The organism is Candidatus Devosia phytovorans, from assembly GCA_029202405.1.
GTDB classification, from domain to species: domain Bacteria; phylum Pseudomonadota; class Alphaproteobacteria; order Rhizobiales; family Devosiaceae; genus Devosia; species Devosia phytovorans.
This window is the reverse complement of record CP119312.1, coordinates 582904-608835: the sequence shown is the minus strand read 5'-3', so window position 1 is coordinate 608835 and position 25932 is coordinate 582904. Positions and strand designations below refer to the sequence as shown.

Genomic DNA, 25932 nt, shown 5'->3' with positions numbered 1-25932 from the left:
ACCCTTTAGTCATCTTCTAGGGATTGAATGACCCAAGCGTCTCTTGCCCGCCGGCGAGCGAAACGCCTTTGCGCGATCGGGGGACGGGCAATGATCGACAACGCTACCTTATTGATAGCGATCGCTTTTTCGAGTGCGGCCTTGATGGGTGCGCTGCTCATCGGTTGGATGAATTCCCGGGCGGAGACCTATCTCGCCTATGGTTCGGCCGGCATTGGCCTCGTGGTCATCGCCATGGTTCTGCTGGGCTTTCGCAATGGCGAAGTGGGCCTCTTCCACCTGCTTGCTCCCTATACGCTGATCCTTAGCGGCTTCGGCCTGATCTATGGAGCGTCGCGCCTGTTCCGCGACACGGCAAACTCGGTACGGCCCGCCGTCGTGGTCTGGGCGATTTCGCTGATCCTGCTCGCCGTGCCTCTGTTTGCCGGTCTGTCCGGGATCGGCGTGTTCAATCTCAACCTCATGGGCGGCATCATCATGCTGCTCTGCGCTGTGGAATATTGGCGTGGCCGCCATGAATCCCCGGCGGCGCTGGTGTCCAACGCCGTGCTCTATACGCTTTGTGCGATTTCCTTCTTTGCCTGTTCGGTGATGATTGCCCTCGACGGGCATCTGGTCCTGCAAGCCATTCCCGACAATTGGGCCGAGCGCTTCAATTCCATTATGTCGCTGGTTGGCCTGACCGGCATCGGCGCCATCACGCTGACACTGCACCACTCGCGCGCCGCCCGCAAACACAGGCATGAGGCCAATACCGACTCGCTGACAGGCCTTTTGAATCGCCGCGCCCTGTTCGATCGCTTTGAAAACCTTGATCTGCCCGCCGGCACCGCCGTGCTGATGTTCGACATCGACCATTTCAAGCAGATCAACGACCGCTTCGGTCACGCCGGGGGCGATTCCGTCATCCGCCACTTCGGCGCGATCCTGCATAACAATATGCGCAGCGACGACGCCGTGGCCCGAATTGGCGGCGAAGAATTCTGCGCCATCCTGGAGCCCATGCTCGTGGAACAGGCCAAGCAGATCGCCGAGCGCATCCGCGCCGACTTCGAACAGACCCCGACCCGCCGCGCCATGGAGTCCATACCGGCCACCGTCAGCGTTGGCGTCGCCGTCAGCGGCGAGGGCGAAAACTTTTCCTCGGTCCTCAACCGCGCCGACGATGCGCTCTACCGAGCAAAAGGAAGCGGCCGTAACCAGGTCACGACCGCTACATTGCGTCTCATCGCTTGAGGACTTAGCCAGCCAGCGCCGCGCGCACCTTGGCGCTGGCCTTGCCGAAGTCGATCCGGCCCGGGTAGTCGGCCTTGAGCTGGGCGATCACCTTGCCCATGTCCTTGGGATCGGCGGCACCGGTGGTGGCAATGGCTGCCTTGATCGCCGCCTCGACCTCTTCTTCGGTCAGTCCCTTGGGCAGGAACTCGTTGAGGATGTCGATCTCTTCCTTTTCCACCGTGGCGAGGTCGGCACGGCCGGCCTGGGCATAGATGGCAAAGCTTTCTTCGCGCTGCTTGACCATCTTGACGATGATGGCGAGGATTTCCTCATTGGTCGCCGGCCCGCGGTTTTCCTGGCGGATGGCGATGTCCTTGTCCTTGATAGCCGCGGTAATGGCCCGGAGCGTCGCGGTGCGCCGCTGGTCACGAGCCTTGAGGGCCTCTTTCAGGCCTTCGCTGAACTGTTCGCGCATGGGTTTTGATCCTCTTGCTATGCGTTTTGTTGGACCCATATAGGCACAATAAGCGCGTCGCGCCACTTGCGTTGACCGGCTGCTGCGTCTAGGGAGAGGCCTCAATCGACATTGACGCGAGCGTGGCCCGGAAAAGTTGCAAGACTTTGCCGGTCTGAACGCGCGACTACCTGAAACAAACCATGGAGCCCTACCGTGACCGGCTGGCAGCAATCCCCCGCGACCGCACTTCTGATCCTGGCAGACGGTACGCGCCTGGAAGGCCGCGGCATCGGAGCGATTGGCCACGCCGCCGGCGAGGTCTGCTTCAACACCGCCATGACCGGCTACCAGGAAGTCCTAACCGATCCGTCCTATGCCGGGCAGATCGTGACTTTCACCTTCCCCCATATCGGCAATGTCGGCGCCAATGACGAGGACATCGAGACGGTCAATATGGCCGCTCTGTCCGGCGTGCGTGGCGTCGTGATCAAGGCCGACATCACCAATCCCTCCAACTACCGCGCTGCCGAAGAACTCGACGTCTGGCTCAAGAAGCGCAATATCGTCGGCATCGCCGGCGTCGACACCCGCGCCCTGACCGCGCTGATCCGCGAAAACGGCATGCCCAACGGCGTCGTCGCCCATGCGCCCGATGGCCAGTTCGACGAAGCCTCGATCACGGCTGAACTCAATGCGTTCCCGGGCCTTGAAGGGCTTGACCTTGCCAAGGAAGTCACCACCGCCCAGACCTATCACTGGGACCAGACCGGCTGGGCATGGGACAAGGGCTATAGCCAGCTCGACAATGCCGATTTCCACATCGTCGCCATCGACTATGGTGCCAAGCGCAACATCCTGCGCTGCCTCGCCGACCAGGGCGCCAAGGTCACCGTCGTTCCGGCCACCGCCACGGCAGCCGATGTGCTGTCGCACAATCCCGACGGCATTTTCCTCTCCAATGGCCCCGGCGATCCGGCGGCGACTGGCAAATATGCCGTGCCCACCATCCAGACGCTGATGGAAACCGGCAAACCCGTCTTCGGCATTTGCCTCGGCCACCAGCTGCTCGGCTTGGCCCTGGGCGGCACCACCTCCAAGATGCACCAGGGCCACCACGGCGCCAATCATCCGGTCAAGGACCTGACCACGGGCAAGGTGGAAATCACCTCGATGAACCACGGCTTTGCCGTCGACAAGGCCAGTCTGCCGTCTGGCGTCACCGAGACCCATGTCTCGCTGTTCGACCAGTCCAATGCGGGGCTGCAGGTTGAGGGCAAGCCGATCTTTTCGGTGCAATACCACCCCGAAGCCAGCCCCGGCCCGCGCGACAGCCACTACCTCTTCACGCGCTTCCTCAACCACGTCCGCAAGCAAAAGGGCGTGGCGGAACTGCCCGAACACAAGGCGCCCGCTGCCTGATCTGAGAATACGCCGGAGCCAGTCTCCGGCGTTTTTGTTTGGCCGACCGGGCACGCCGCATTACATTGGGGCGACATCGGAGGTCGACATGGACCAGCCAGACAAGCTCACCGTGACCATAAGCGACGACCAAGCCGAAAGAATCCGCGAGAGCGTGGCACGCGGTGAGTTCGAATCTGCCGACGAGATGGTCCGAATGGCGCTCGATGAGCAGCAGCACGCAGCACGTCTGGCTGAACTCAAGCGGCAGATTCTTCACGCCGCAGATCCTTCGCGTCCGGTTCATAGTGCAGCATCCGTGCGTGAACACATGCGGCGCCAGTTTGAATCCGCTGAGCGGCTCGAACAACAGCGCGCGCGCCGACATGACACCACCTGATGTCAACTACTCTGATGATGCGCGGGACGACCTAGACGCCATATTCTTATACATCGTCGAGATGTCAGGCTTCTCCCGGACAGCACAAAACTACATCGAACGGATCATGGCACGGTGCGAACTGATTGGAACAGCGCCGGACAGCGGTATTGCAAGGCCCGACTTCGGCCCTGGCATCCGGCAGACGCCATTTGAGCGTTTGGTGATAGTCTATGACGCGCAACGCGATAACGTGCTGATCTTGCGCATCTTCAGTAGTGCACAGGACTACGAAACCATCATGCGCGACCGCCCCTAACCCTCAAACACTCCCCGAAAACGTATCGCACTGGCTCGGGTTGCCACTCGAATATCCGCGCTCGAACCAGGTCTTCCGCTGCTGCGACGTGCCGTGGTTGAAGGTTTTCGGCACCGCAAAGCCCTGCATACGCTTTTGCAGCGTGTCATCGCCGATCTGTTCGGCGGCGTTGAGCGCTTCCTCGATATCGCCATTGTCCAGCAGGTCTTCTTGGCCGGCATAGCTGGCCCAGACGCCGGCATAGCAGTCCGCCTGCAGCTCGACGCGGACCGAATAGGCATTGGCCTCTTCCGTGCTCATCGACTGGCGACGCTGGTTGAACTCGGGCAGCACGCCCGTCAGGTTCTGAATATGGTGACCCACTTCATGCGCCAGCACATAGGCCTGAGCAAAATCGCCCGGCGCACCGAATTCGGACCGCAACTGATCATAAAAGCTCAGGTCGATGTAAACCTGACTGTCGCCGGGGCAATAGAACGGCCCGGTGCTGGAATCGGCATAGCCGCAGCCGGTATTGGTGCCGCCGCTGAACAACACGACCCTGGGCTCGGGATAATTCTCGCCCGATGCCTCGAAGACCTCGGTCCACAGATCCTCGGTCTCCTTGACCACGACACCGACAAATTCGCGCAACTCGGCCTCTTCGCCCGTGGTCGGCACCTGCCGCGAGGCATTGGACTGGGTAGACGAACTGCTGCCACCACCGCTCAGCATGTCGAGCGGATTGGTGCCGGTCACAAGCCAGATAATACCCAGCACCACCACGATGCCGATCAGGCTACCGAAGCCGCCACGCGAGCCGCGCCCCCCGCCCGAGGGCAAGCGAATGCCGCCACCACCCCGGCCGAAAGGATTGCCGCCCAGCCCGCCAAGGCCGCCGCCGCCCTGGCTGCGCCGGTCCTCGATGTTGGAACTCTGCTGCCTGCCACGCCACTTCATCTGCGAATTCTCCGATCGATCCCCAAGCCTAGCAACAAGCCATGCCGATGCAATCGGTTCCGGTGGGCAGGCCGCTGTCATAAATTGACCAACCGGTCAAACTTCCATAGCCTGATCACGCCGCCGTCATCCCAACGTCATTTCCGGACGGCAAGAGCTTTTGCGCTTTCATGCGAAGCGCGACGCGACGGGCCGCGCGCCCGGCCCGGGAGCCTCCAGCCCCCGGTCCAGTTCGAAACTGAACGCCTCAGGGAGACACCAATGAATTTCCTGCCCACGATTTCTCGCCGTACATTCCTCGCCGGCTCCGCGAGTGTTGGAGCCATGGCCGCCATGCATCCTTTCGCCACCATGGCCCAGGCCAATCAGGCCCATTTGCGCATTCTGGAAACCACCGACCTGCATGTCGCGGTTTTCGCCTATGACTATTTTGCCGACGCCCCCAATGACACCATGGGCTTGGCCCGCACCGCCTCGATCATTGAGTCTATCCGCGCCGAAGCGGGCAATTCCCTGCTGGTCGACAATGGTGACATTATCCAGGGCAATCCGATGGGCGACTATATCGCCTATGAGAAGGGCCTCGATGGCAATGTCCACCCCGTCATCGCCGCGATGAACACCCTGGGCTATGAAGCCGCAACGCTGGGCAATCACGAATTCAACTACGGCCTCGAATTCCTCGACAAGGCCCTGGCCGGCGCCGACTTCCCCTTCGTCTCCGCCAATCTGGTGAAGGGCGAACTGGCCGCAAATGTGCTGGACGACGAGACCTATATCCAACCTTACCTTATCATCGATAAGGAATTGACCGACGGCTCGGGCGCAGCCAAGAGCATCAAGATCGGCCTCATCGGCTTCGTGCCACCCCAGATCATGACCTGGGACGCTGCCAACCTGACTGGCAAGGTCAACACCCGCGACATCGTCGAGACGGCGCAGGCCTATATACCCAGGATCAAGGAAGAAGGCGCCGATATCGTCATCGCCCTCTGCCATTCCGGCATTGCCGCCGATCAGGCGACCGGCGGCGAAAACATGGCCCTGCAGCTGGCAGCCGTCGAAGGCATCGATGCGATCATGCTTGGCCACCAGCATCTGGTCTTCCCGGGTCCGGATTATGAAGGCATCGAAGGCGTCGATATCGAAGCTGGCACACTGGCCGGAACGCCTGCCGTCATGCCCGGCTTCTGGGGCAGCCACATGGGTCTGATTGACCTGCTGCTTGAGCAGGACGCCGACGGCAAGTGGACCGTCGTCTCGCACACATCCGAAGCCCGCCCGATCTCCGAGCGTGTCGATGGCAAGGTCAATGCCCTGGTCGAAGACGAGGCCGAAGTCCTCGCTGCCGCCCAGACCGACCATGACGAAACGCTTGAATATGTGCGTCGCGCCGTGGGCGAGACCTCGGCTCCGCTCTATTCCTATTTCGCCCTCGTCGCCGACGATCCGTCGGTGCAGATCGTGAGCCAGGCCCAGACCTGGTATATCGAACAGATGATGAAGGGCACCGAATGGGAGGCTTTGCCGATCCTCTCGGCCGCGGCTCCCTTCAAGGCCGGCGGCCGTGGTGGTCCGGACTATTACACCGACGTGCCCGTCGGCCCGGTTGCTATCAAGAATGTGGCTGACCTCTATCTCTATCCCAACACCATCCAGGCGGTGAAAATCACCGGCGCCGATGTGAAGAACTGGCTTGAACGCTCGGCGGGCATCTTCAACCAGGTCGAAGCTGGCGCCATCGACGCCGAGCTGATCAACCTCGACTTCCCGTCCTACAATTACGACGTGATCGACGGCGTTACCTACAAGATCGACCTGACCCAGCCGAGCAAATATTCCTCGGACGGCAAGGAAGAGACTAACCCCGACGCCAATCGCATCGTCGAGCTGAGCTATGACGGCCAGCCGATCGATCCCGCCCAGGAATTCATCGTCGCCACCAACAATTACCGCGCCAGCGGCGGCGGCACCTTCCCCGGCATCAATGCGGAAAAGATCGTCTTTGTCGGTCCCGACACCAATCGCGACATCATCATCCGCTTCATCGTCGAAAACGGCACCATCAGCCCGTCCGCCGACGGCAACTGGTCTCTGGCCCCGATCGGTGACACCTCGGTGCTCTTCACCACCGGCCCCAAGGGTGCCGACTATGTCGATGACGTTTCGGGCGTCAGCATCGAGGCAACCGGCGAAACCAACGCCGAAGGCTTTGGTGTCTATCGTATAACGCTCTAGGCTCGATGGGCGGCCTCTAAGGGCCGCCCATGTTCATTTGAGGCTTTGATCCATGCGTTTCATGTCCGCATTTGCCTTGCTTGGCCTGCTGACCGCGCCCACCCTGGCGCAGGAACGCACCCAATATGTGCTGGCTATCAGCTGGCAGCCGGCCTTCTGCGAAACCCGACCCGATCGTGCCGAATGCGAAAGCCAGACCGTGGACCGGTTCGATGCCGGCAATTTCGCCCTGCACGGCCTCTGGCCGCAGCCGCGTTCCCGCGATTATTGCGGGGTGGACGCAGAAACAGTGGCACTGGATGAGCAGGGCGACTGGGACCTGCTGCCCGAGCCCGACATTTCCGACGCTCTTCGCGATGAGCTGCAGATCTTGATGCCCGGCACCCACTCCGGTCTCGACCGCCACGAATGGATCACCCATGGCACTTGCTATGACGGCGACGCCGAGGCCTATTTCGGCGACTCCCTCGACCTGCTCGATGCCGTCAACGAAACCGTGGTGCGCGACCTCTTCGCCAGCAATATCGGCAAGCGCCTGACCCAGGGCCAGGTTCGCGCGGCCTTCGACGAGGCTTTTGGCCCCGGCGCCGGCGACCGCGTGCGCCTCTCCTGCGTCAATGACGGCAATCGTCGCCTGATCGACGAACTCACCATCGGCCTCACCGGCCAGCCGCAGGGCCCCGACAGTTTCGGCCGGTTGATCCTCGCGGCGCGTCCCACCGATGGCGGCTGTGACGGCGGTATGGTGGACGCCGTGGGGCTGCAATAATTCGATCCACAGTCTCCACCGAGAGGTCCCACCCACTCGGTGTTGCAACTCCCCATACGGAGTAGCCCGACCTTACTCAGCTTCGTCCAGTCGCTCGCGCAGCAGGTGCAGCGCCTCGCGCAGGTGAGCCGCGTCCTCGGCCTTGCCGCCCAGCGCCTTGCCCACGGCCAGTGGCACAGCCAGCGCCTGTTCGCGCAGCGCCCTGCCCTCGTCGGTCAGGAAAATCCGCACCAGCCGCTCGTCATCCGCATCACGCTGCCGGCGCAACAGGCCGCGCGCTTCCAGGCGCTTGAGCAGGGGCGTGATCGTGCCGCTGTCGAGGAACAATTTCTCCCCCAAAGCCTTTACCGTCAGACCATCCTTTTCCCAGAGCACCAGGAACACCAGGTATTGCGGATAGGTGAGGCCCAGCGCGTCCAGACGCGGCTTGTAGAACCGCGTGAAGGCGTGGCCCGCCGCATAGACGGCAAAGCACAACATGGAATCGAGTTGCATCGGATCGGTTTTGCTGGCCATCGGCACCCTCACGAGAACACCATCACAATAGCACAGCAACTTTCAATTGCACACAATTTAATTGTGCGCTATTGAATACCCATCAACACGGATCTTCAGGAGTTTTCCATGTCCATCAAGTCAGCCGTCTACACCGCTCACGCCCACACCACCGGCGGCCGCACCGGCACCAGCAAGACCGACGACGGTCGCCTCGAAGTGACGCTGGACACCCCGGCCGCCATGGGCGGTAATGACGGTCCGGGTACCAATCCCGAGCAGCTGTTTGCCGCCGGCTATTCGGCCTGCTTCCTCGGCGCCCTCAAGGCCGTCGCTCGTGGCGAAAAGGTCAAGATTCCGGACGAAGCCACCATCGACGCGTCGGTTTCATTTGGCGAGAATGCCAATGAAGGCGCCAAGGGCTTCAACATCGCCGTCGAGCTCAAGGTGACCCTGCCCGGCTTCGACAAGGCTGACGCCGAAGCGCTGGTCCACAAGGCCCACGAAGTCTGCCCCTATTCCAACGCCACCCGCGGCAATGTCGACGTCAAGCTTTCCGTCGCCTGAGACCTGATCGTCTGAAACAAAAGGGCGGGTACCTCGGTACCCGCCCTTTTGCATTCCTCTATTCGGCTGGTTGCGGCACCACATCCAGCGGTTGCCAGCGGCGCTGGTGTTTGTCGAGCATGGCCGAGATCATAAAGAGGATCAGCCCACCCACCGCCAGAACCGCGCCGACCGGACCGGTCGCTGCCGGGCCCCAGCCTGCGCCTATCGCCATGCCGCCCAGCAGCGCGCCCAGGGCATTTGCTGTGTTGAACGCCGCATGCATCAGCGTCGCAGCCAGCGTCTGCCCATCGGCAGCTACATCCATCAGCCGCGTCTGCAGCGCCGTGCCGATCGCCACGGTAAAGCCGACCAGCAGCACGCTGATCGACGCCGTTAGCCAGAGCTGCGCCGTCCACGGAATGATGGCGAGGCTGATCACGTTGAAGGCCAGCATGCCGCCAATGGTGGGCATCAGCGCCTTGTCGGCCATGGTCGCCCCAATGATATTGCCCAGCGTCATGCCGACACCGAATAGCGCCAGCACCAGCGGCACCCAGACCTGGGGAATATGCGCGACATCGATCAGCAGCGGATCGACGTAGGTAAAGACCGAGAACATGCCGCCGCAGCCGACGGCACAGATACCCAGCGTCAGCCAGACCTGTGGCCGGCGCAGCGCGGAAAGTTCGGTCAACGGGCTCGCGCCCTCCGCCAGCTTCACCGCGGGCACGAAACGGAAAATCATCACCACGGCCATGGCACCGATCACGCCGACGCCGGCAAAGGTCGGGCGCCAGCCCATATACTGGCCCAGCCAGGTGGCGAGCGGCATGCCGATCAGGGTCGCAATGGTCAGGCCCAGCATGACGCGACCCACGGCCCGGGCGCGATAGCCGACATCAACCATGGATGCCGCCACCAGCGCGGCAATGCCGAAATAGGCGCCATGCGGCAGGCCGGAAAGGAAACGCAGGCCGAGCAGCGACCAGTATTCCGGCGCTGCGGCGCTGCCGATATTGCCGACGGCAAACAGACCCATCAGCCAGATCATCAGCGGCTTGCGCGGCGTGCGGGCAAAGAGGATTGCAAACAGCGGCGCGCCCACCACCACGCCCAGCGCATAGGCGCTGATCACATGGCCCGCGTCCTGGATGGAAATCTGCAGGTCGCCGGCCAGGTTGCGCAACAGGCCCATGATGGCGAATTCGCCGGTGCCGATGCCGAAGGAGCCGATGGCCATGGCGAGGATGGCCAGCTTGGTATTGGTATCGCCGAGACCGGAGATCGAGGAATTGGGGGTAGTCATGGTCGGCTCCGGACGCGTCTGGCCATCGGTGAAAACCGGGCCACGGCAGGCAATGAAGAGAATCCCGCCATGGGGCGAGCGGGCCGGTTCACCGTAAAAGGCCGATATAGCGCCCGACAATCGTCCTTTGCGCACAGCGGCCCTGCACAAAAGTGCAGGCATACCAAAATCTTAACGCTTCCGATTCACATGCGGGAAAGGCTCTCCGCATAGGTTTGACCGGCTATTCCCGCCGGAGCGACGCCTATGACCGTCCCTGCCCTCGCCGTTACGAGCCTCAACAAGAGCTTCGACCGTCCGGTCATCAAGCAATTCGACCTGACCATCAGGGCCGGCGAATTCTATGCCCTGCTCGGTCCCAATGGCGCCGGCAAGACCACGATCCTCCGCATGGTCGCGGGCCTCTTGCAGCCCGATAGCGGCGGTATTTCCATCTTCGGCATCGACGCAAGGCGCGACCCAATCGCCGCCAAGCGCATGCTGGCCTGGGTCTCCGACGAACCCATGGTCTATGACCGCCTGACCCCGCTCGAATATCTCGAATTCGTCGCTGGCCTCTGGCAGGTCGAAAGCAGGCAAGCCCAGGCCAAGGCCAATGAACTGATCGACTGGCTGGGCCTCAGGCCCCATGCCAACGACCTTTGCGGCGGCTTTTCCAAGGGCATGCTGCAAAAGGTCGCTCTGGCCGGCGCGCTGGTGCATGACCCCAAGCTCATCATCCTCGACGAGCCGCTGACCGGCCTCGACGCCGGCTCCGCCCGCACCGTCAAGGATGTGCTGCTGGGCAAGGTGCGCGAGGGCGTCACCGTCATCATGACCACCCATATCCTCGAAGTCGCCGAACGCATGGCCGAACGCATCGGTGTCATCACCGGCGGCCGGCTGATCGCCGAGGGGACCCTGGCCGAACTGCGCAGTCATATCGGCCGCGAGTCCAGCCTCGAAGACATCTTCCTCGATCTGGTGGCGCAGGGCACCGAAGAGGCCGCATGAGCGCCGCACCGGCCTCCATCGCCTGGTTTGCCCGCCATGAACTGATGCTGGGCTGGCGCGACTGGGTCGCCATGATGACCGGCGGTCGCCGCGCCCGCAGCGTCGGCCTGGTGATCTTCCTTGCCGTCGTGGTCATCATCCTGCACCTGATGGCGCTCGGGCTTGTCGGTCCCTGGGCCGGCCGCGGTATCAACGAGGATGCGGCGACCCTGGTCATGCTGACCGGCACCGGCGTCCTGTTCTGGACCATCATGCTGTCGCAGGCGCTCGAAGCGGTCACCCGCGTCTACTATGGCCGCTCCGACCTCGACCTGGTGCTGTCCTCGCCCGCCTCGTCGCGCCGCGTCTTTGCCGTGCGCACCGGCGCTGTGGCGCTCACCTCCATGCTGTTGCCGGGCCTGCTCGCCAGCCCGCTGATCAACATGCTCGCCCTGCTCGATGGCCCGCGCTGGCTCTTTGCCTATGGCGTGGTCTTTTCCATGGGCGCCATTTCCACCGCCATTTCCATCGGCATCACGCTGCTGCTGTTCCGCCTCGTCGGGCCCAAGCAGACCCGCCTGATTGCCCAGATCGTGGCGGCCGTCGTCGGCGCCGGCTTTGTCATCGGCATTCAGGCCGCCGCCATCCTCTATTACGGCGACATGTCGCGCTTCGCCCTGTTCCAGTCGCAGGCCCTGATTGATCTCGCCCCTGCAGTCGACAGCGCCTTCTGGCTGCCCGCCAAGGCCGTCATGGGCTATGGCGACGCGCTGACCACCATGCTGGTCATCGGCGTCACCGCGCTGATCGCCACCATAGCCCTGGCGGCACCCAGCTATGGCCAGCACGCCACCTCCGCTGCCGGCCTCACCCATATCCGCAGCAAGCGACGCGTCTCGCGCAATTCCTTCCAGAAGGCCTCGCAGCGCCACGCCCTGCGCCTCAAGGAATGGCGCCTGCTGCAGCGCGATCCCTGGCTGTTGTCTCAGACGCTGATGCAGATCCTTTACCTGCTGCCGCCGGCCCTGCTGCTCTGGCACAATTTCGGCAGCAATGCCGGCGCCTTCGTCGTGGTCGTGCCGGTGCTGATCATGGCCGCCGGGCAACTGGCCGGCGGTCTCGCCTGGCTCGCCATTTCCGGAGAGGATGCGCATGACCTCGTGGTCACCGCGCCCGTCTCGCCACGCACCGTGCTCTTCGCCAAGATCGAGGCCGTGCTGACCGTCATCCTCTGCGTCATGGCACCCCTTTTGCTGCTGATGGCCCTCTCCTCCTGGCAGATGGCGCTGATCACCGCATTTGGCGCCATGCTCTCGGCCGGCTCGGCCACCGCCATCCAGCTCTGGTTTCGCGTCGTCGCCAAGCGCTCGATGTTCCGCCGCCGCCAGGTCGCCTCGCGCGCCGCCACGCTGAGCGAAGCCTTCGCCTCCATCATGTGGGCGGGCATGGGCGCCATGCTGGCCGCCGGTTCCTGGCTGGCCTTCGGCCCGGCCGTGGTCGCCGTGCTGGTGCTCGGCATCGCCCGCCTGCTGGCACCCCGCCGGCCCTAGCTGGCGCGCGCCAGCTTGCGACCAATCGACTGCCGGCGCAGCGCCGATAGTGCAATGCCAACCAGTGACAGCGCCGGCAGCAGGGCACCAATCCAGCCCAGGTCGCTCGGCGTGCCGAACTGCAGCACCAGCCCGCCGATCAGCGAGCCCGCGGCAATGCCGAGGTAGAGCGCCGACGCATTGAGCGACAGCACCAGCGGCGCATTGCTCGGCGAGAGACTCAGCAGATAGCTCGATTGCGCCGGCGGAAAGGCCCAGCCCGTGCCGCCCCAGATGACGATCAGCACGAAAAACACCGGGATGACCAGGCCGGCCGGCAGATGCGCCGCCAGCGATATCGCCACCAGCATCAAACTATTGAGCATGGCCGCGCCGATCACCGTTGGCCGCGCGCCCACCCGGTCGGCCAGCTGACCACCCGCCGCATTGCCAAACGCCGCCCCGATGCCGAAAGCCAGCAGCACCATCGGCACGAGCTCACGCGACAGGCCGATCGATTGCGTGGTGATGACGGCCAGATAGATGATGACGGTAAAGGCACCAGCCAGGTTGAACAGCGTCGTCAGCAATGCCCCCGGCACGCCCGGCAGCGCCACGGCTGCAATACGCTGGCGCAGCGACAATTGCGCGCCGCGCAAGCCTGCCGGCAGCATGATCCAGATCGCCAGTGCCGCGATCACCCCAAAGCCGGAGACCATATAGTAGCTGCCGCGCCAACTGACGAAACCGGCCACCAGCGCACCCAGCGGCGCGCCGAAGGCTACCGCCATGGTCGTCCCACCCACGATGACCGAAATGGCGCGCGCCCTGTGGTCCGCCGACGAGATCGCCACGCCCGTCGCCTGCGCAGTCGCAGTGTAAAGTCCCGCCGCAAAGGCCATCAGGACGCGGGCCGCCATCAGGTCGGCATAGCCGACCGAAAGCGCAGCCCAGATTGCCCCGGCCGAAAAAATCAACGCCGCGATGGTCAGCGTCAGCCGCCGGTCGGCCGTGCCTGTCAACGCCGCCAGAACCGGCGAACCGAAGGCATTTGCCAGGGCAAACGCCACGACCAGATAGCCCGCCTGGGTCAGCGACACGCCGGTCGACTGGGCGATCTGCGGCAACAGGCTCGAAATAGCAAAGCTCTCGACACCGATGGCGAAAGTGCCCACCGCCAGCCAGATGAGACGGATGTCCATGGGAAGGATCCTTGTTCAAAATTCATTGAACAATTGAACCTCAACCACGACGATGTCAATCGCCTTGTCCAAAACTTATTGAACTAGCTCCCGCAAACCGCTAGATATCGTCCATGACGCTGCTGCATCCCGAAGCCGATCAGATCACCCTGCCCAATGTTCTCGCCGCCCTGGGCGACGACATGCGCCTTGCCATCATCGGTTGTCTGGCGCGCAGCGACCAGGTCGAAGGCCTGGTCTGCGGCCAGCTCACGGGCCTGACCTCCAAGACCAATCTCACCTATCACGTCGCCAAACTGCGTGAGGCCGGGGTGGTCAAGGTCCAGCCGGAAGGCACCAAGCGCCGCGTAACCCTGCGCCGCGACGACCTCGACGCCCGGTTTCCAGGTTTTCTCGACACGATCATCGCCGCAGCCGTTGACCTGCCGCAGGTCGAGACCACGCTGCGCCAATTGCACGAGCAGACCGACCGATCATGATCGCTTCGAGCTGAGGCTCTAACTCACCAGACGCTGTTGTTCGTCGCCGGGTCGCTGCCGATCTTGCCATCGGGTCTGTCCAGAGCGTCGATCTTGCCCATGTCGACCGGGTCAAGCTGGAAGCCGAAGACGTCGAAATTTTCGCGGATGCGCTCGGCATGCACGGATTTGGGGATGACGATCAGCCCCTGCTGCAGGTGCCAGCGCAACACAGCCTGGGCCGGTGTCACGCCATATTTCACCGCGATCTCGCTGATCACTGGATTATTCAGCAATCCCTTCCCGCTCCCCAGCGGGCTATAGCTTTCAATGGCGATCTTGTGCTGCGCATGGAAGTCGCGCACGTCGCGCTGTTGGAACTGCGGATGCAGCTCGATCTGGTTGACCGCCGGCGTGACGCCGGTGTCCCCGATCACCCGCTCGAGGTGCTCGGGCAGGAAATTGGACACGCCGATCGAGCGGACCAGCCCATCCTTTTGCAACTGCACGAAAGCCTTCCAGCTATCGGCATAGCGATCGAGCCCTGGCGCCGGCCAGTGGATCAGGAAGAGATCGAGATAGTCAAGACCCAGCCGCTTCAGCGACGCCTTGAACGAGTCGATGGTCGCGTCGAACCCCTGATCCTTGGGGCGCAGTTTCGAGGTGATGAACAATTCCTCGCGCGGCACCCCGCTTTCGGCGATGGCCCGGCCGGTGCCTTCCTCGTTGCCATAGCCCTGCGCCGTGTCGATCGACCGATAACCCACATCGATCGCGGTCCGGATGGCCGGGATGACCTCCTCATTGGAAACCTGCCAGACGCCGAAACCGAGTTGGGCAATGCTGTGACCGTCGTTCAGGGTGATCTGCGGAATATGCGACATGGCCGGAAGGCTCCTTGAAAAGGGTTCAAAACAGGATGGCAAAGCCCATCATCACAAGCAACAGCATCAACCCGATGCCGATCAGCATGACGACGAAGACGATCTTGGCTAGCGTCGCCGCGCCAGCGGCAAGCCCGGTGAAACCGAGCGCGCCCGAGACGAGCGCAACCAGGACGAGAACGATGAGCAGTTGAAGCATGACTTGACCTTGACGCTGGTATTTTGCTTCCCTAACGCAAGGACCGCGGGCCCGTTCCCATTCGCCCGGATGCGAACCCGGAGGCCAAAATGGCCGACACCAATGTCAAAAATCGCACAGACACCGTGCTCAAGCCAGCCAAGCCGCCGCTGCACAAGGTGATCCTGCTCAACGACGACTATACGCCCCGCGAATTCGTCGTGCGCCTGCTCAAGGCTGAATTCCGCGTACCCGAGGCGCAGGCCAGCGTCATCATGCTGACCGCCCACACCAAGGGCGCCTGCGTCGTCGCCGTATTCACCAAAGAGATCGCCGAGGAAAAGGCGACGCGCGCTACCGACTATGCCCGCCAGCACGGCTTCCCGCTGCTCTTCAACACCGAGCCGGAAGAGTAGGCGCTCAACTACCCTAACCGAAGCGCAGCTTGCTCTTCTCCCGTCGCTTCTCCGCCTCCTCCTCGCGATCCTTGGGCGGAGCATGCGTTTCGAGCGACTTCAACAGATTGCGCACGACCTTTTCGATATCCTCCACCGCCTCGTGGAAGGCGGCTTCGTTGACCTGCGACGGCGTGTTGTAGCCCGAGATTTTGCGCACGAATTGCAGCGCCGCGTCATGCATCTCGTTGCGCGTCGCGGGCGGCTCGAAATTGAACAACGGCTTGATGTTTCGGCACATTTTGGTCGTCTCCGATCCGTTCAGATCCCCACGCTACCTCAGCCGTTCCCACCCGCCAATCCTTACAATTTTAGGCAAATGCTAACCATGGCGAGAGGCATTTCAGCCATGCGGCAACGCTTCGTCCCCTTGGGGGCTTGTACTGTCATGCAAACTGCGGGGTGACGATCATGGATCAGATCAGGCGCGTTATGGTGGTGGAAGACGAGGTCATGCTGCTGCTCGACCTCATGGACAATCTGGCCGATCACGGCATCGACAGCCTGCCCCTCGGCATGGCCGATGGCGCGGCGCGCACGCTGTGCAAATCCGATGTCGATGCACTGATCACCGATATAGACCTGCCCGGCCAGAACTCGGGCCTGGACCTCGCCTGGCGCTGTGCCCAGCTCAAGCCCAACCTGCCCATCGTCGTGGTCTCCGGCGGCGTCCGCCCGACGCAGGCTCAACTGCCGCCCAACGCGGTCTTTGTGCCCAAGCCCTATGGCATCAACCAGATCCTGTCTGCCCTCGATCGCCGCGTCCGTCGCGCAGCCTGACCCTTTCGCCTGGTCGCGAAAAGCTCTATCGCTGCGCCATGACCGCAGCGCCCTTTGAAATCTACCTTGTCGCCACCCCCGGGCTCGAAGCCCCCCTCTGCGCCGAAGCGCGCGAGGTTGGTTTCGCCGAAGCCACAGTGGTCGACGGCGGCGTCGCCTTCATGGGCAGCTGGCCCGACGTGTGGAAGGCCAATCTCGAACTGCGTGGCGCCACCCGCGTGCTCGCCCGCGTCGCCAGCTTCCGCGCCTTGCATCTCGCCCAGCTCGACAAGCGCGCCCGCAAGGTCGAATGGGCCAGCTTTCTGAGCAAGCATGTTCCGGTCAAAGTAGAGGCCTCCTGCAAGCGCTCGCGCATTTATCACGCTGGCGCCGCCAGCCAGCGCGTCGCCAAGGCCATCAGCGAAGAGCTCGGCGCCCCGATCAGCGACGACGCCGAGCTGCGTATCATGGTCCGCATCGAGGATGACCTCGTCACCATCAGCGTGGATACGACGGGAGAATCCCTGCACAAGCGCGGCTTCAAGGAAGGTGTCGCCAAAGCCCCGATGCGCGAAACCATGGCCGCCATGTTCCTGCGCCAATGCGGCTATGACGGCAGCCAACCCGTGCTCGATCCCATGTGCGGCTCTGGCACCTTCATCATCGAGGCCGCTGAAATCGCTCTGGGCTTCAAGCCCGGCCGCGAGCGGAAATTTGCCTTCGAACAGCTACCCAGCTTCGATGCGAGGTCCTGGGGTGAGATGCTCAGGCCCGCGCCCGCCAAAACACCCGGTGTCCGCTTTTACGGTTCCGACCGCGATGCCGGCGCCATCCGAATGGCCACTGAAAACGCAGCCCGCGCCGGCGTTAGCGATATCGTGAGCTTCACCCAGTCCGACGTTGAAAATCTCGATGCCCCGAACAGTCCGCCGGGCCTCGTCATCGTCAACCCGCCCTATGGTACGCGCATCGGCAACAAGGCGCCGCTGGTCGGCCTGCACCGTGCCCTGGGCCATATCATCCGCAGCAAGCTGCCCGGTTGGCAGGCCGGCATCATCACCAGCGACAAGGATCTGGCCCGCACCACCGGGCTCAAACTTGACCTCGTCGAGCCAACGGTCTTGCATGGAGGCCTGCGTATCGGCCTCTGGCGAACCTCGAAGAATGGCTGAGCTGAGCTTTACCACCGAGATCATTCACTGGCGCGGCCCCGCGCCCTTCTTCTACGCGCCCGTCCCGGCAGAGCATGTCGAAACCATAGCCCGCGCTGCGAAAACCGTGAGCTATGGCTGGGGCATGATCCCGGTGGATGCAACGATAGGCGACCTCACATTCTACACCACCCTCTTCCCCAAGAACGGCGGCTACCTGCTGCCGCTCAAGGCGGCTGTGCGCAAGAGCATAGGTGTAACCGTGGGCGATGTGATTGCGATTGGAATCAGGCTGCGTTCTGAGCGTTAAGAACCGTTTAGCTCTGTCGTTTTATCCTAGCTCCGTAAAGGAGACCGTGATGAACGCCGTTCCCGATATAGCCAAGGACAGCGCTCGCCTTGCCGCGCTGGACCGCTATGACATCCTCGACACAGCCGAAGAGGAGGTCTTCGAGCGCATTTCGCGCCTGATCCGTCTGACGCTCAATGTCGAGATCGGTCACGTCTCCCTGATGGATGCCCATCGCCAGTGGTTCAAGTCCATTCAGGGCATTGATGTTACCCAGGCGCCGCTCGACATTACCTTCTGCCGCTATGTCCTGCAGAATGGTCAGGCTATGACCATCCCCAATGCTGAGCTTGATCCCCGCGTCAAGGACAACCCCTTTGTTACCGGCCCGGCCCATATCCGTTCCTATGCCGGCGCGCCCCTCACGACCCATGATGGCTATGTCATTGGCTCCGTCTGCGCCGTCGGCTCCACCGCCCGCGATTTTACGTCGCGCGAACAGGAAATCCTGGCGGATCTTGCTGCCATCGCCATGGAACAGATCGAACTGCGCAAGGTCGCCACGGTCGATAGCCTGACCTCGGTTCTCAACCGCCGGGCGTTCAAGGAAGATTCCGAAAAGTTCGTCACCCTGGCCAAGCGCCACCGCAACGCCCTGAGCTGCATCAGTTTCGACATCGACCACTTCAAGTCGATCAACGACACCTATGGCCATGCCGGTGGCGATCAGGTGCTTATCGCCGTTGCCAAGGCAGTGTCCGAGCAATTGCGTCAGAGCGACCTGGTCGGGCGTCTGGGCGGCGAGGAATTCGCCGTGCTGCTGCCCCACACCGACGGGTTGCGCGCCATGGAAGTGGCAGAAAAGCTGCGCCTGCTGTTGCGCGGCCTTACCTTCCCCGGCAGCCGCCCGCCCATCTCGGTCAGCGCCAGCTTCGGCATTGCCATGCTCGATCCCAATGTCGACACGATCGAAAGCCTGCTGCAGAAGGCCGACGAGGCGCTTTACGAAGCCAAGCGGTCCGGCCGCAACAAATGCATCGCCTGGCGCAAATCGGGCACGCAGCCCGATGGCGAACGCCGCCGCGTCCTCAAGGCCGGCCAGATCGTCTTCAACAACCGCCATTCGACCATGGACTGCACCCTGCGTGCGCTTGGCGAAACCAGCGCAGAACTCTCTGTCCCCGACGCCCACAACGTTCCCGACAGCTTTACCCTTCGCGTCGTCGCCGATGGCCTCGAATGGCCCTGCAGGGTAACCGGCCGCACCGAGAACCGCGCCATCGTCGAGTTTGCCTGATCGGTCGGCGCGGACTGCATAGCTCCGTGCGGGGCAGCGAAAACAAATTATTCACCAAATCCTGCAACAGGTTTCCGCGTCATCAGGTGCATGTGGAGGAGCAGCGCTCGGTTGGCTTGACCGTCACGACTCTGCGCCCCAGGAGGGGCCGAATACATGCGCTTCTCCCCCGGCATCAAAGCCAAACTCTTTTCCATCCTTGCCCTGACCTGTTTCGTCTCCCTGGCCGGCCTTGGCTTTCTCGCCACGCGCTACCAGGACACCGGCGAGCGTTACGCACGCTTCGTCGACACAGACTCCTCCGCAGCCATCCTCAGCGTGCGTTTTGCCGCCGGCATGTGGACGGCCAACGCCTGGGCAACCCGCATGATGATGCTGGATCCCGCCAGCCAGGAGTATCAGACCTTCAAGGAAGGCATTGCCAGCAACTATGCCGGCGCCAGCGAGCGTCTGGCCCAGGCGGCCGTACTGGTCCCCGAGCGCAAGGCAGCGCTGGACGACCTGGCCGCTCAGATGCGCGGCGTGCAGGACGGCTACAATCGCGCCATCACCGCCTATGAAGCCGGCAATATGGCCGGCATGCAGGCTGCCATGGCCGAGGTCGATGCGCTGCTCCCGGTTGTCTCGGCAGCCGCCGGCGCCAACAACACCGCCTTTGCCGAACGTATCGCCAATGGCAATGCCACACTGACCGAACACACCAACCAGACCATCGTGTCGACGCTCGCCATCCTGTGCAGCGTGGTCCTGCTGCTGACCGGCCTCGCCGCCTACATCGTGCATTCCTCCGTGACGCGCCGCATCTCGCGCATCACCGCCGTCATGGATCAGCTGACCGCCGGCCACTATGATGTCGACGTCCCCTATCAGGCCAACCGCGACGAGATCGGGGCCATGTCCCGTTCGGTGGAAGTCTTCCGCGAAAACGGCATGCGCATCAGCCAGATGACCGAAGCTGATGCCGCCCGCATCGTGGCCGACGAAGAGCAGCGCCGCGCCATGATGAGCGCCCTTCAGGCCGCGTTCGGCGAAGTGGTTGATGCCGCGGTTGCCGGTGACTTTTCCAAGCGCGTCCACGCCGAATTCCCCGATGCGGAACTGAACAGCCTCGGCAGCAGCGTCAATGCGCTGGTGGAAACCGTGGACAAGGGCCTCAGCGAAACCGGCACCATCCTCGAAGCACTATCGCGCACCGACCTGACCGTGCGCATGCAGGGCGACTATCGCGGCGCCTTCGCCAAGCTCAAGAACGACGCCAATGGCGTGGCCGATACCCTGAGCCAGGTCGTCACCCAGCTCAAGCAGACCTCTCGCTCGATCAAGACCGCAACCGGCGAAATCCTATCCGGTGCCAACGACCTGTCCGAACGCACCACCAAGCAGGCCGCAACCATCGAGGAAACCTCGGCCGCCATGGAACAGCTTGCAGCAACCGTCCTGCAGAACGCCGACCGTGCCCGCGATGCCAACAACAACGCCCAGTCCGTCAGCCGCATTGCCGAAGAGGGTGGCGAGGTCATGGGCAAGACGACGGTCGCCATGGAACGCATCTCGGCGTCATCTGCCAAGATCTCCAACATCATCGGCCTGATCGACGACATCGCCTTCCAGACCAACCTTCTCGCCCTCAATGCTTCCGTCGAGGCGGCGCGCGCCGGTGATGCCGGCAAGGGCTTTGCCGTGGTTGCCGTGGAAGTGCGCCGGTTGGCCCAGTCGGCGGCCCAGGCCTCGTCCGAGGTCAAGGCTCTGATCGACGCTTCGGCCGGCGAAGTTGCCGCCGGCACCAAGCTGGTCAACGAGGCCTCGACCAAGCTCGAAAACGTTTTGACCTCGATCAAGGCCAATTCGGCGCTGATGGATGGCATCGCCCGCGACAGCCGCGAGCAGGCATCCGCGATCGATGAAGTGACCGTCGCCGTCCGCCAGATGGATGAGATGACCCAGCACAATGCGGCTCTGGTCGAAGAGACCAATGCCGCGATCGAACAGACCGAATCCCAGGCCAGCGAGCTGGACCGCGTCATCGACGTCTTCGTCGTCAGCGGCGCCGGCAGCTTACGCGCCGCTGCGTCGGCGCCGTCGCGCGCTCCGGCCCCCGTCGCAATGCCCGCACGCACGGCAACGGCCCGGAATTATCTCAGCCAGGGCAATGCCGCCATTTCGTCGGACTGGGACGAGTTCTGATTCCCCACGACATCGACTGCCGGATGCAAATCCGGCAGTCCCTTCTGCGGATCAACCCGGGATCCGCTCCGCGAGCACCCTCCGGAAAGCGCTGCCAGCCCGAGGCACTCCCCCGCTCAGCGCATGACATGTACCTAACCTGCTTTCCGCCCTTCCCTTCCCGCGACTCTTCGGTTAGACAGCCCACCTAACCACCATGTCTGACCTTCTTCCCCGTGCCGCAGCGCTCAGTTGCTGCGCGGGTTCCGCGCGGACAGGTGTGTCCGGGCGATTCTTCCTCGCTCGGTCCTGTACTGGAGCGTTGCCAGGAAAAGTGGTTTCCACTTTTTCGGTTCGGCAGCGCGACCAACTAGACTTGAACAGTTGAGCGAGCGCCATGCCAAAACGTACCGACATCAAATCGATCCTCATCATCGGTGCGGGTCCGATCATCATCGGGCAGGCGTGCGAATTCGACTATTCGGGCACCCAGGCCTGCAAGGCGCTCAAGGAAGAGGGCTACCGGATCATCCTGGTAAACTCCAATCCGGCGACGATCATGACGGATCCGGACCTGGCCGACGCCACCTATATGGAGCCGATCACCCCTGAAGTGGTCGCCCGTATCATCGAAAAGGAACGCCCCGACGCGCTCCTGCCCACCATGGGCGGCCAGACGGCGCTCAACTGCGCGCTGTCGCTGCGCAAGATGGGCGTGCTGGATAAGTTCAACGTCGAAATGATCGGCGCCACCGCCGAAGCCATCGACAAGGCCGAGGATCGCGAACTGTTCCGCGATGCCATGAAGAAGATCGGCCTAGAAACCCCGCGCTCCATGCTGGCGCACAACACCATCGAAGCCCTGCAAGCGCTCGAAGTCATCGGCCTGCCCTGCATCATTCGCCCAAGCTTCACGCTGGGCGGCACCGGCGGCGGCATTGCCTATAACCGCGAGGAGTATCTCGCCATTGTCGAGAGCGGCGTCGATGCCAGCCCGACCAATGAGGTTCTGGTCGAGGAAAGCGTGCTCGGCTGGAAAGAGTACGAAATGGAAGTTGTCCGCGACAAGAAGGACAACTGCATCATCGTCTGCTCGATCGAAAACATCGATCCGATGGGCGTCCACACCGGCGACTCCATCACTGTCGCCCCTGCGCTGACGCTGACCGACAAGGAATACCAGATCATGCGCGACGCCTCGCTGGCGGTGCTGCGGGAGATCGGCGTCGAAACCGGCGGTTCCAACGTGCAGTTCGGTATCAACCCCGCTGATGGCCGCATGGTCGTCATCGAGATGAACCCGCGCGTCTCGCGCTCCTCGGCTCTCGCGTCGAAGGCCACCGGCTTCCCCATCGCCAAGGTCGCTGCCCGCCTCGCCGTCGGCTATACGCTCGACGAACTGGACAATGACATCACCGGCGGCATGACCCCGGCGTCCTTCGAGCCGACCATCGACTATGTCGTCACCAAGATCCCGCGTTTTGCCTTCGAAAAATTCCCCGGCGCCGACAACCGCCTGACCACCGCCATGAAGTCGGTCGGCGAAGCCATGGCCATCGGCCGTACCTTCCAGGAATCGCTGCAGAAGGCTCTGCGTTCGCTCGAAACCGGCCTCACCGGCCTTAACGAGATCGGCATCCCCGGCCTCGGCGAAGGCGAAGACAAGAATGCCATCAAGGCCGCGCTCGGCACCCCCACGCCCGACCGCCTGCTCCATGTCGCCGAAGCCATGCGCCTCGGCATGAGCCTCGAAGACATCCACGAAGCCTGCAAGATCGACCCCTGGTTCCTCGAACAGATGCAGGGCATCGTCGACATGGAAGTCAAGGTCAAGCAATTCGGCCTGCCGCAGGATGCCGAAAACCTGCGTTCGCTCAAGGCCATGGGCTTCTCCGACAAGCGTCTCGCCCAGCTCGCCAATCTCAAGCCCTCCGACGTCCGCAAGCTGCGTCACAGCCTCAGCGTGCGCCCGGTGTTCAAGCGCATTGACACGTCTGCTGCCGAATTCGCCTCGCCCACCGCCTATATGTACTCGACCTATGAGGCGACTTTTGCCGATGCCGTTGCCGACGAGGCGCGTCCCTCCGATCGCAAGAAGGTCGTCATCCTCGGTGGCGGTCCCAACCGCATCGGCCAGGGTATCGAGTTCGATTATTGCTGCTGCCACGCCGCCTTCGCCCTTTCGGATGCCGGCTATGAGACCATCATGGTCAACTGCAATCCCGAAACCGTCTCGACAGACTATGACACGTCCGACCGCCTCTATTTCGAGCCGCTGACCGAAGAAGACGTCATCGAAATCCTCGAGACCGAAAAGCAGAACGGCACGCTGCATGGCGTGATCGTCCAGTTCGGTGGCCAGACCCCGCTCAACCTGGCTGAGGCCGTGCTCAAGGCCGGCGTGCCGATCCTGGGCACCCAACCCGACGCCATCGACCTTGCCGAAGACCGTGACCTGTTCTCCAAGCTCCTCAACAAGCTCGAACTGACCCAGCCCAAGAACGGCATTGCCTATAGCTTGGAACAGGCCCGCCTCGTCGCCGAGCGTCTGGGCTATCCGCTGGTCATCCGCCCCAGCTATGTGCTGGGCGGCCGCGCCATGGCGATCGTCCACTCGGCCAATGAGTTCGAGCGCTATGTGCAGGACACCCTGACTGGCCTCGTCCCGCCCGATATCCTGCAGCGCTATCCCAACGACAAGACCGGCCAGATCAATTCGGTCCTCTCCGACAACCCGCTGCTGTTCGACGCTTACCTCTCGGGCGCCACCGAAATCGACGTCGACGCACTCTGCGACGGCAAGACCGTCTTTGTGGCCGGCATCATGGAGCATATCGAAGAGGCCGGCATTCACTCCGGTGACTCGGCCTGCTCCCTGCCCCCGCGCAATCTCAGCCCCGAAATCATCGAGGAATTGAAGCGCCAGACCACCGAGCTCGCTTTCGCCCTCAAGGTCGGTGGCCTGATGAACGTGCAGTATGCGCTCAAGGACGGCATCATCTATCTGCTCGAAGTCAATCCGCGCGCCTCACGCACCGTGCCCTTCGTCGCCAAGGTGATCGGCCAGCCCATCGCCAAGATCGCCTCGCGCATCATGGCCGGCGAAGAACTCGCAAGCTTCAACCTCGCCGAACACAGCTACAGGCATATCGCCGTCAAGGAAGCCGTCTTCCCGTTCAACCGCTTCCCGGGCGTCGATACGGTACTGGGCCCGGAAATGAAGTCCACCGGCGAAGTCATTGGTCTCGATACCGATTTCGCCATGGCTTTCGCAAAGTCTCAGCTCGGTGCCGGCCAGAAAGTGCCCACCAGCGGCAAGGCCTTCATCTCGGTCCGCGATACCGACAAGCAGTATATCGTCGATATGGCCCGCCATCTCGTCGAAGCCGGTTTTGAAATCCTCGCCACCGGCGGAACGCAGCGCTACCTGACCGACAACGGCATTGCCGCCACCAAGATCAACAAGGTGCTCGAAGGCCGCCCGCATATCGTGGACTCGATGAAGAACGGCGGCGTGCAGCTGGTGATCAACACCACGGACGGCATGAAGTCGATCTCCGACAGCCGCGACATTCGCCGCACGGCACTTCTCGCCAAGATCCCCTACTACACCACCATCGACGGCGCCCTCGCCGCCGTGGAAGGCATCGTGGCGCTGCAAAAGGGCAACCTCCAGGTCCGTCCCCTACAGAGCTATTTCGAAGTCGCCTGATCCCGATCGCATCCAAAACAAAAGCCCGCCGAAAGGCGGGCTTTTTTCATTTCGGCGAGCCCGATCGGTCAAGCCTCCCAGTCCTCGATCCGCAATCCCGGAACTCGCGAAAACTCGCGGGTGTTGTGGGTGACGAGCGTCAGGCCACGGGCGAGAGCCTGCCCGGCAATCAATGTATCGAAGTTGCCTATGGGCGTGCCACGTCGTTCAAGAGCTGCCCGCACGTTGCCCGCTACCAACGCGTCTGAATGTTCGAAAGCCAACTGGCGGAACGGCAGCGCATTTATGCGCTGAAGGTTAAGCTTCGTCATGGTGCCTTTATAGGCGCCATAGGCCAATTCATGCGCGACGATCGCGGACAGGAAAACAGCGGATGCAGTGGCTTCTCGCGCATGACGCCGAATACCCGGATGTCCGTTTACGAGGCCGATGATGACGTTGGTATCCAGCAGCAGGCTCACTTGAACAGCTTATCCAGGCCGGGCCGCTCTTGCTGCACCCCTTCCTCCTCCGTCGCGTCTATGAAATCTTGGTCGAAGCCGCCTTTCGGCAATCTATCCAGCCATGCCCATTCGTCTTCCGCCAGGTCAGCCTTTACCTGCTCGACAACCGGCTTCAGCACGAGCGTGTTCCCCACGCGCTCAATGTCGACTTCCTGCCCCTCGAACTGAAATTCTTCTGGCAGGCGCACGGCCTGTGATCGTCCATCCCAGAACAGCTTTGCTTTGCTCATCGCAAACCTCCTGATTGTCTTTGGCAGAAATATATACCTCCGCACAGTCTGCGCCTAGGTCACCCGACCTAAGCTTACACCGC

27 protein-coding genes are annotated in these 25932 nt (G+C 62.6%); 17 read left to right on the top strand and 10 right to left on the bottom strand.

What is annotated here, in order from left to right; all coding sequences use genetic code 11:
- Nucleotides 1-90 precede the first annotated feature (90 nt).
- The gene (locus P0Y65_02975; GenBank protein ID WEK05238.1) at nt 91-1236 is read left to right on the top strand and encodes a GGDEF domain-containing protein; all 1146 of its coding nucleotides are present in this window, start codon (nt 91-93) and stop codon (nt 1234-1236) included.
- A 4-nt stretch (nt 1237-1240) separates the two neighbouring features.
- Here the strand turns inward: P0Y65_02975 and P0Y65_02970 are convergent, their stop codons facing one another.
- Entirely contained in the window at nt 1241-1693 is a 453-nt protein-coding gene (locus tag P0Y65_02970; GenBank protein ID WEK05237.1) for a GatB/YqeY domain-containing protein, read from the bottom strand.
- A gap of 195 nt (nt 1694-1888) precedes the next feature.
- Between P0Y65_02970 and carA the strand changes: the two genes are divergently transcribed.
- The 3 genes from carA (at nt 1889) to P0Y65_02955 (ending at nt 3771) form a co-directional block, all read left to right on the top strand.
- Nucleotides 1889-3094, top strand: coding sequence for a glutamine-hydrolyzing carbamoyl-phosphate synthase small subunit (gene carA / locus P0Y65_02965; GenBank protein ID WEK05236.1), 1206 nt, complete (start codon nt 1889-1891; stop codon nt 3092-3094).
- An 88-nt stretch (nt 3095-3182) separates the two neighbouring features.
- Complete coding sequence (locus P0Y65_02960; protein ID WEK05235.1) at nt 3183-3473, top strand: hypothetical protein; 291 nt, start codon at nt 3183-3185, stop codon at nt 3471-3473.
- Complete coding sequence (locus P0Y65_02955) at nt 3418-3771, top strand: type II toxin-antitoxin system RelE/ParE family toxin (protein WEK05234.1); 354 nt, start codon at nt 3418-3420, stop codon at nt 3769-3771. Before P0Y65_02960 ends, P0Y65_02955 begins: the two co-directional genes overlap by 56 nt.
- Nucleotides 3772-3774: 3 nt before the next feature.
- Here the strand turns inward: P0Y65_02955 and P0Y65_02950 are convergent, their stop codons facing one another.
- On the bottom strand, nt 3775-4710 hold the full coding sequence (locus P0Y65_02950) for a zinc metallopeptidase (protein ID WEK05233.1): 936 nt from the start codon (nt 4708-4710) through the stop codon (nt 3775-3777).
- A 261-nt stretch (nt 4711-4971) separates the two neighbouring features.
- On the opposite strand from P0Y65_02950, the gene P0Y65_02945 reads away from it, so the two are divergent.
- Together P0Y65_02945 and P0Y65_02940 are read left to right on the top strand one after the other, a co-directional pair.
- The gene (locus P0Y65_02945; protein WEK05232.1) at nt 4972-6948 is read left to right on the top strand and encodes a bifunctional 2',3'-cyclic-nucleotide 2'-phosphodiesterase/3'-nucleotidase; all 1977 of its coding nucleotides are present in this window, start codon (nt 4972-4974) and stop codon (nt 6946-6948) included.
- 52 nt (nt 6949-7000) lie between these two features.
- Nucleotides 7001-7717: a ribonuclease gene (locus P0Y65_02940; GenBank protein WEK05231.1), complete on the top strand. Its 717-nt coding sequence runs from the start codon at nt 7001-7003 to the stop codon at nt 7715-7717.
- 72 nt (nt 7718-7789) lie between these two features.
- Here the strand turns inward: P0Y65_02940 and P0Y65_02935 are convergent, their stop codons facing one another.
- Entirely contained in the window at nt 7790-8233 is a 444-nt protein-coding gene (locus tag P0Y65_02935; protein WEK05230.1) for a MarR family transcriptional regulator, read from the bottom strand.
- Nucleotides 8234-8341: 108 nt separating this feature from the next.
- Here P0Y65_02935 and P0Y65_02930 point away from each other — a divergent pair, with 108 nt between their 5' ends.
- A complete protein-coding gene (locus tag P0Y65_02930) occupies nt 8342-8779 on the top strand; it encodes an organic hydroperoxide resistance protein (protein WEK05229.1) in 438 nt (145 codons plus the stop codon).
- Nucleotides 8780-8837: 58 nt separating this feature from the next.
- On the opposite strand, the gene P0Y65_02925 is transcribed toward P0Y65_02930, so the two are convergent.
- Nucleotides 8838-10067, bottom strand: a complete 1230-nt coding sequence (locus tag P0Y65_02925) for an MFS transporter (protein WEK05228.1) — start codon at nt 10065-10067, stop codon at nt 8838-8840.
- A gap of 246 nt (nt 10068-10313) precedes the next feature.
- Between P0Y65_02925 and P0Y65_02920 the strand changes: the two genes are divergently transcribed.
- Together P0Y65_02920 and P0Y65_02915 are read left to right on the top strand one after the other, a co-directional pair.
- A complete protein-coding gene (locus tag P0Y65_02920) occupies nt 10314-11060 on the top strand; it encodes an ABC transporter ATP-binding protein (protein WEK05227.1) in 747 nt (248 codons plus the stop codon).
- Complete coding sequence (locus P0Y65_02915) at nt 11057-12589, top strand: permease (protein WEK05226.1); 1533 nt, start codon at nt 11057-11059, stop codon at nt 12587-12589. The genes P0Y65_02920 and P0Y65_02915 overlap by 4 nt, the downstream gene beginning before the upstream one ends.
- Here the strand turns inward: P0Y65_02915 and P0Y65_02910 are convergent.
- Nucleotides 12586-13770, bottom strand: coding sequence for an MFS transporter (locus tag P0Y65_02910; protein ID WEK05225.1), 1185 nt, complete (start codon nt 13768-13770; stop codon nt 12586-12588). The genes P0Y65_02915 and P0Y65_02910 overlap by 4 nt on opposite strands.
- Nucleotides 13771-13883: 113 nt before the next feature.
- Here P0Y65_02910 and P0Y65_02905 point away from each other — a divergent pair, with 113 nt between their 5' ends.
- Nucleotides 13884-14249 (top strand): helix-turn-helix transcriptional regulator, encoded by a 366-nt coding sequence (locus P0Y65_02905; GenBank protein ID WEK05224.1) that lies wholly within the window; start codon nt 13884-13886, stop codon nt 14247-14249.
- A gap of 23 nt (nt 14250-14272) precedes the next feature.
- Here the strand turns inward: P0Y65_02905 and P0Y65_02900 are convergent, their stop codons facing one another.
- Complete coding sequence (locus P0Y65_02900; GenBank protein WEK05223.1) at nt 14273-15112, bottom strand: aldo/keto reductase; 840 nt, start codon at nt 15110-15112, stop codon at nt 14273-14275.
- Between the two features lie 25 nt (nt 15113-15137).
- Complete coding sequence (locus tag P0Y65_02895) at nt 15138-15311, bottom strand: DUF1328 domain-containing protein (protein ID WEK05222.1); 174 nt, start codon at nt 15309-15311, stop codon at nt 15138-15140.
- An 89-nt stretch (nt 15312-15400) separates the two neighbouring features.
- On the opposite strand from P0Y65_02895, the gene clpS reads away from it, so the two are divergent.
- The gene (gene clpS / locus P0Y65_02890) at nt 15401-15706 is read left to right on the top strand and encodes an ATP-dependent Clp protease adapter ClpS (GenBank protein ID WEK05221.1); all 306 of its coding nucleotides are present in this window, start codon (nt 15401-15403) and stop codon (nt 15704-15706) included.
- A gap of 13 nt (nt 15707-15719) precedes the next feature.
- Here clpS and P0Y65_02885 read toward each other — a convergent pair whose 3' ends face one another.
- A complete protein-coding gene (locus P0Y65_02885) occupies nt 15720-15986 on the bottom strand; it encodes a DUF2277 domain-containing protein (protein ID WEK05220.1) in 267 nt (88 codons plus the stop codon).
- A 170-nt stretch (nt 15987-16156) separates the two neighbouring features.
- Here P0Y65_02885 and P0Y65_02880 point away from each other — a divergent pair, with 170 nt between their 5' ends.
- The 6 genes from P0Y65_02880 to carB all read left to right on the top strand — a co-directional run bounded on the left by P0Y65_02880 (nt 16157) and on the right by carB (nt 25116).
- Complete coding sequence (locus tag P0Y65_02880; GenBank protein WEK05219.1) at nt 16157-16525, top strand: response regulator; 369 nt, start codon at nt 16157-16159, stop codon at nt 16523-16525.
- A gap of 38 nt (nt 16526-16563) precedes the next feature.
- Nucleotides 16564-17676: a class I SAM-dependent RNA methyltransferase gene (locus P0Y65_02875; protein WEK05218.1), complete on the top strand. Its 1113-nt coding sequence runs from the start codon at nt 16564-16566 to the stop codon at nt 17674-17676.
- Nucleotides 17669-17965: a DUF1905 domain-containing protein gene (locus P0Y65_02870; GenBank protein WEK05217.1), complete on the top strand. Its 297-nt coding sequence runs from the start codon at nt 17669-17671 to the stop codon at nt 17963-17965. Before P0Y65_02875 ends, P0Y65_02870 begins: the two co-directional genes overlap by 8 nt.
- A 49-nt stretch (nt 17966-18014) precedes the next feature.
- On the top strand, nt 18015-19241 hold the full coding sequence (locus P0Y65_02865) for a sensor domain-containing diguanylate cyclase (GenBank protein WEK05216.1): 1227 nt from the start codon (nt 18015-18017) through the stop codon (nt 19239-19241).
- Nucleotides 19242-19397: 156 nt separating this feature from the next.
- Complete coding sequence (locus P0Y65_02860; GenBank protein WEK05215.1) at nt 19398-21425, top strand: methyl-accepting chemotaxis protein; 2028 nt, start codon at nt 19398-19400, stop codon at nt 21423-21425.
- A 376-nt stretch (nt 21426-21801) separates the two neighbouring features.
- Nucleotides 21802-25116 carry a carbamoyl-phosphate synthase large subunit gene (gene carB / locus P0Y65_02855; protein WEK05214.1) on the top strand — a complete coding sequence of 1105 codons (3315 nt, stop codon included), beginning with the start codon at nt 21802-21804 and terminating at the stop codon, nt 25114-25116.
- Between the two features lie 68 nt (nt 25117-25184).
- On the opposite strand, the gene P0Y65_02850 is transcribed toward carB, so the two are convergent.
- Both P0Y65_02850 and P0Y65_02845 read right to left on the bottom strand, forming a co-directional pair.
- Nucleotides 25185-25577, bottom strand: a complete 393-nt coding sequence (locus P0Y65_02850) for a type II toxin-antitoxin system VapC family toxin (GenBank protein WEK05213.1) — start codon at nt 25575-25577, stop codon at nt 25185-25187.
- The gene (locus tag P0Y65_02845; GenBank protein WEK05212.1) at nt 25574-25849 is read right to left on the bottom strand and encodes an AbrB/MazE/SpoVT family DNA-binding domain-containing protein; all 276 of its coding nucleotides are present in this window, start codon (nt 25847-25849) and stop codon (nt 25574-25576) included. Before P0Y65_02845 ends, P0Y65_02850 begins: the two co-directional genes overlap by 4 nt.
- Nucleotides 25850-25932: the final 83 nt, after the last annotated feature.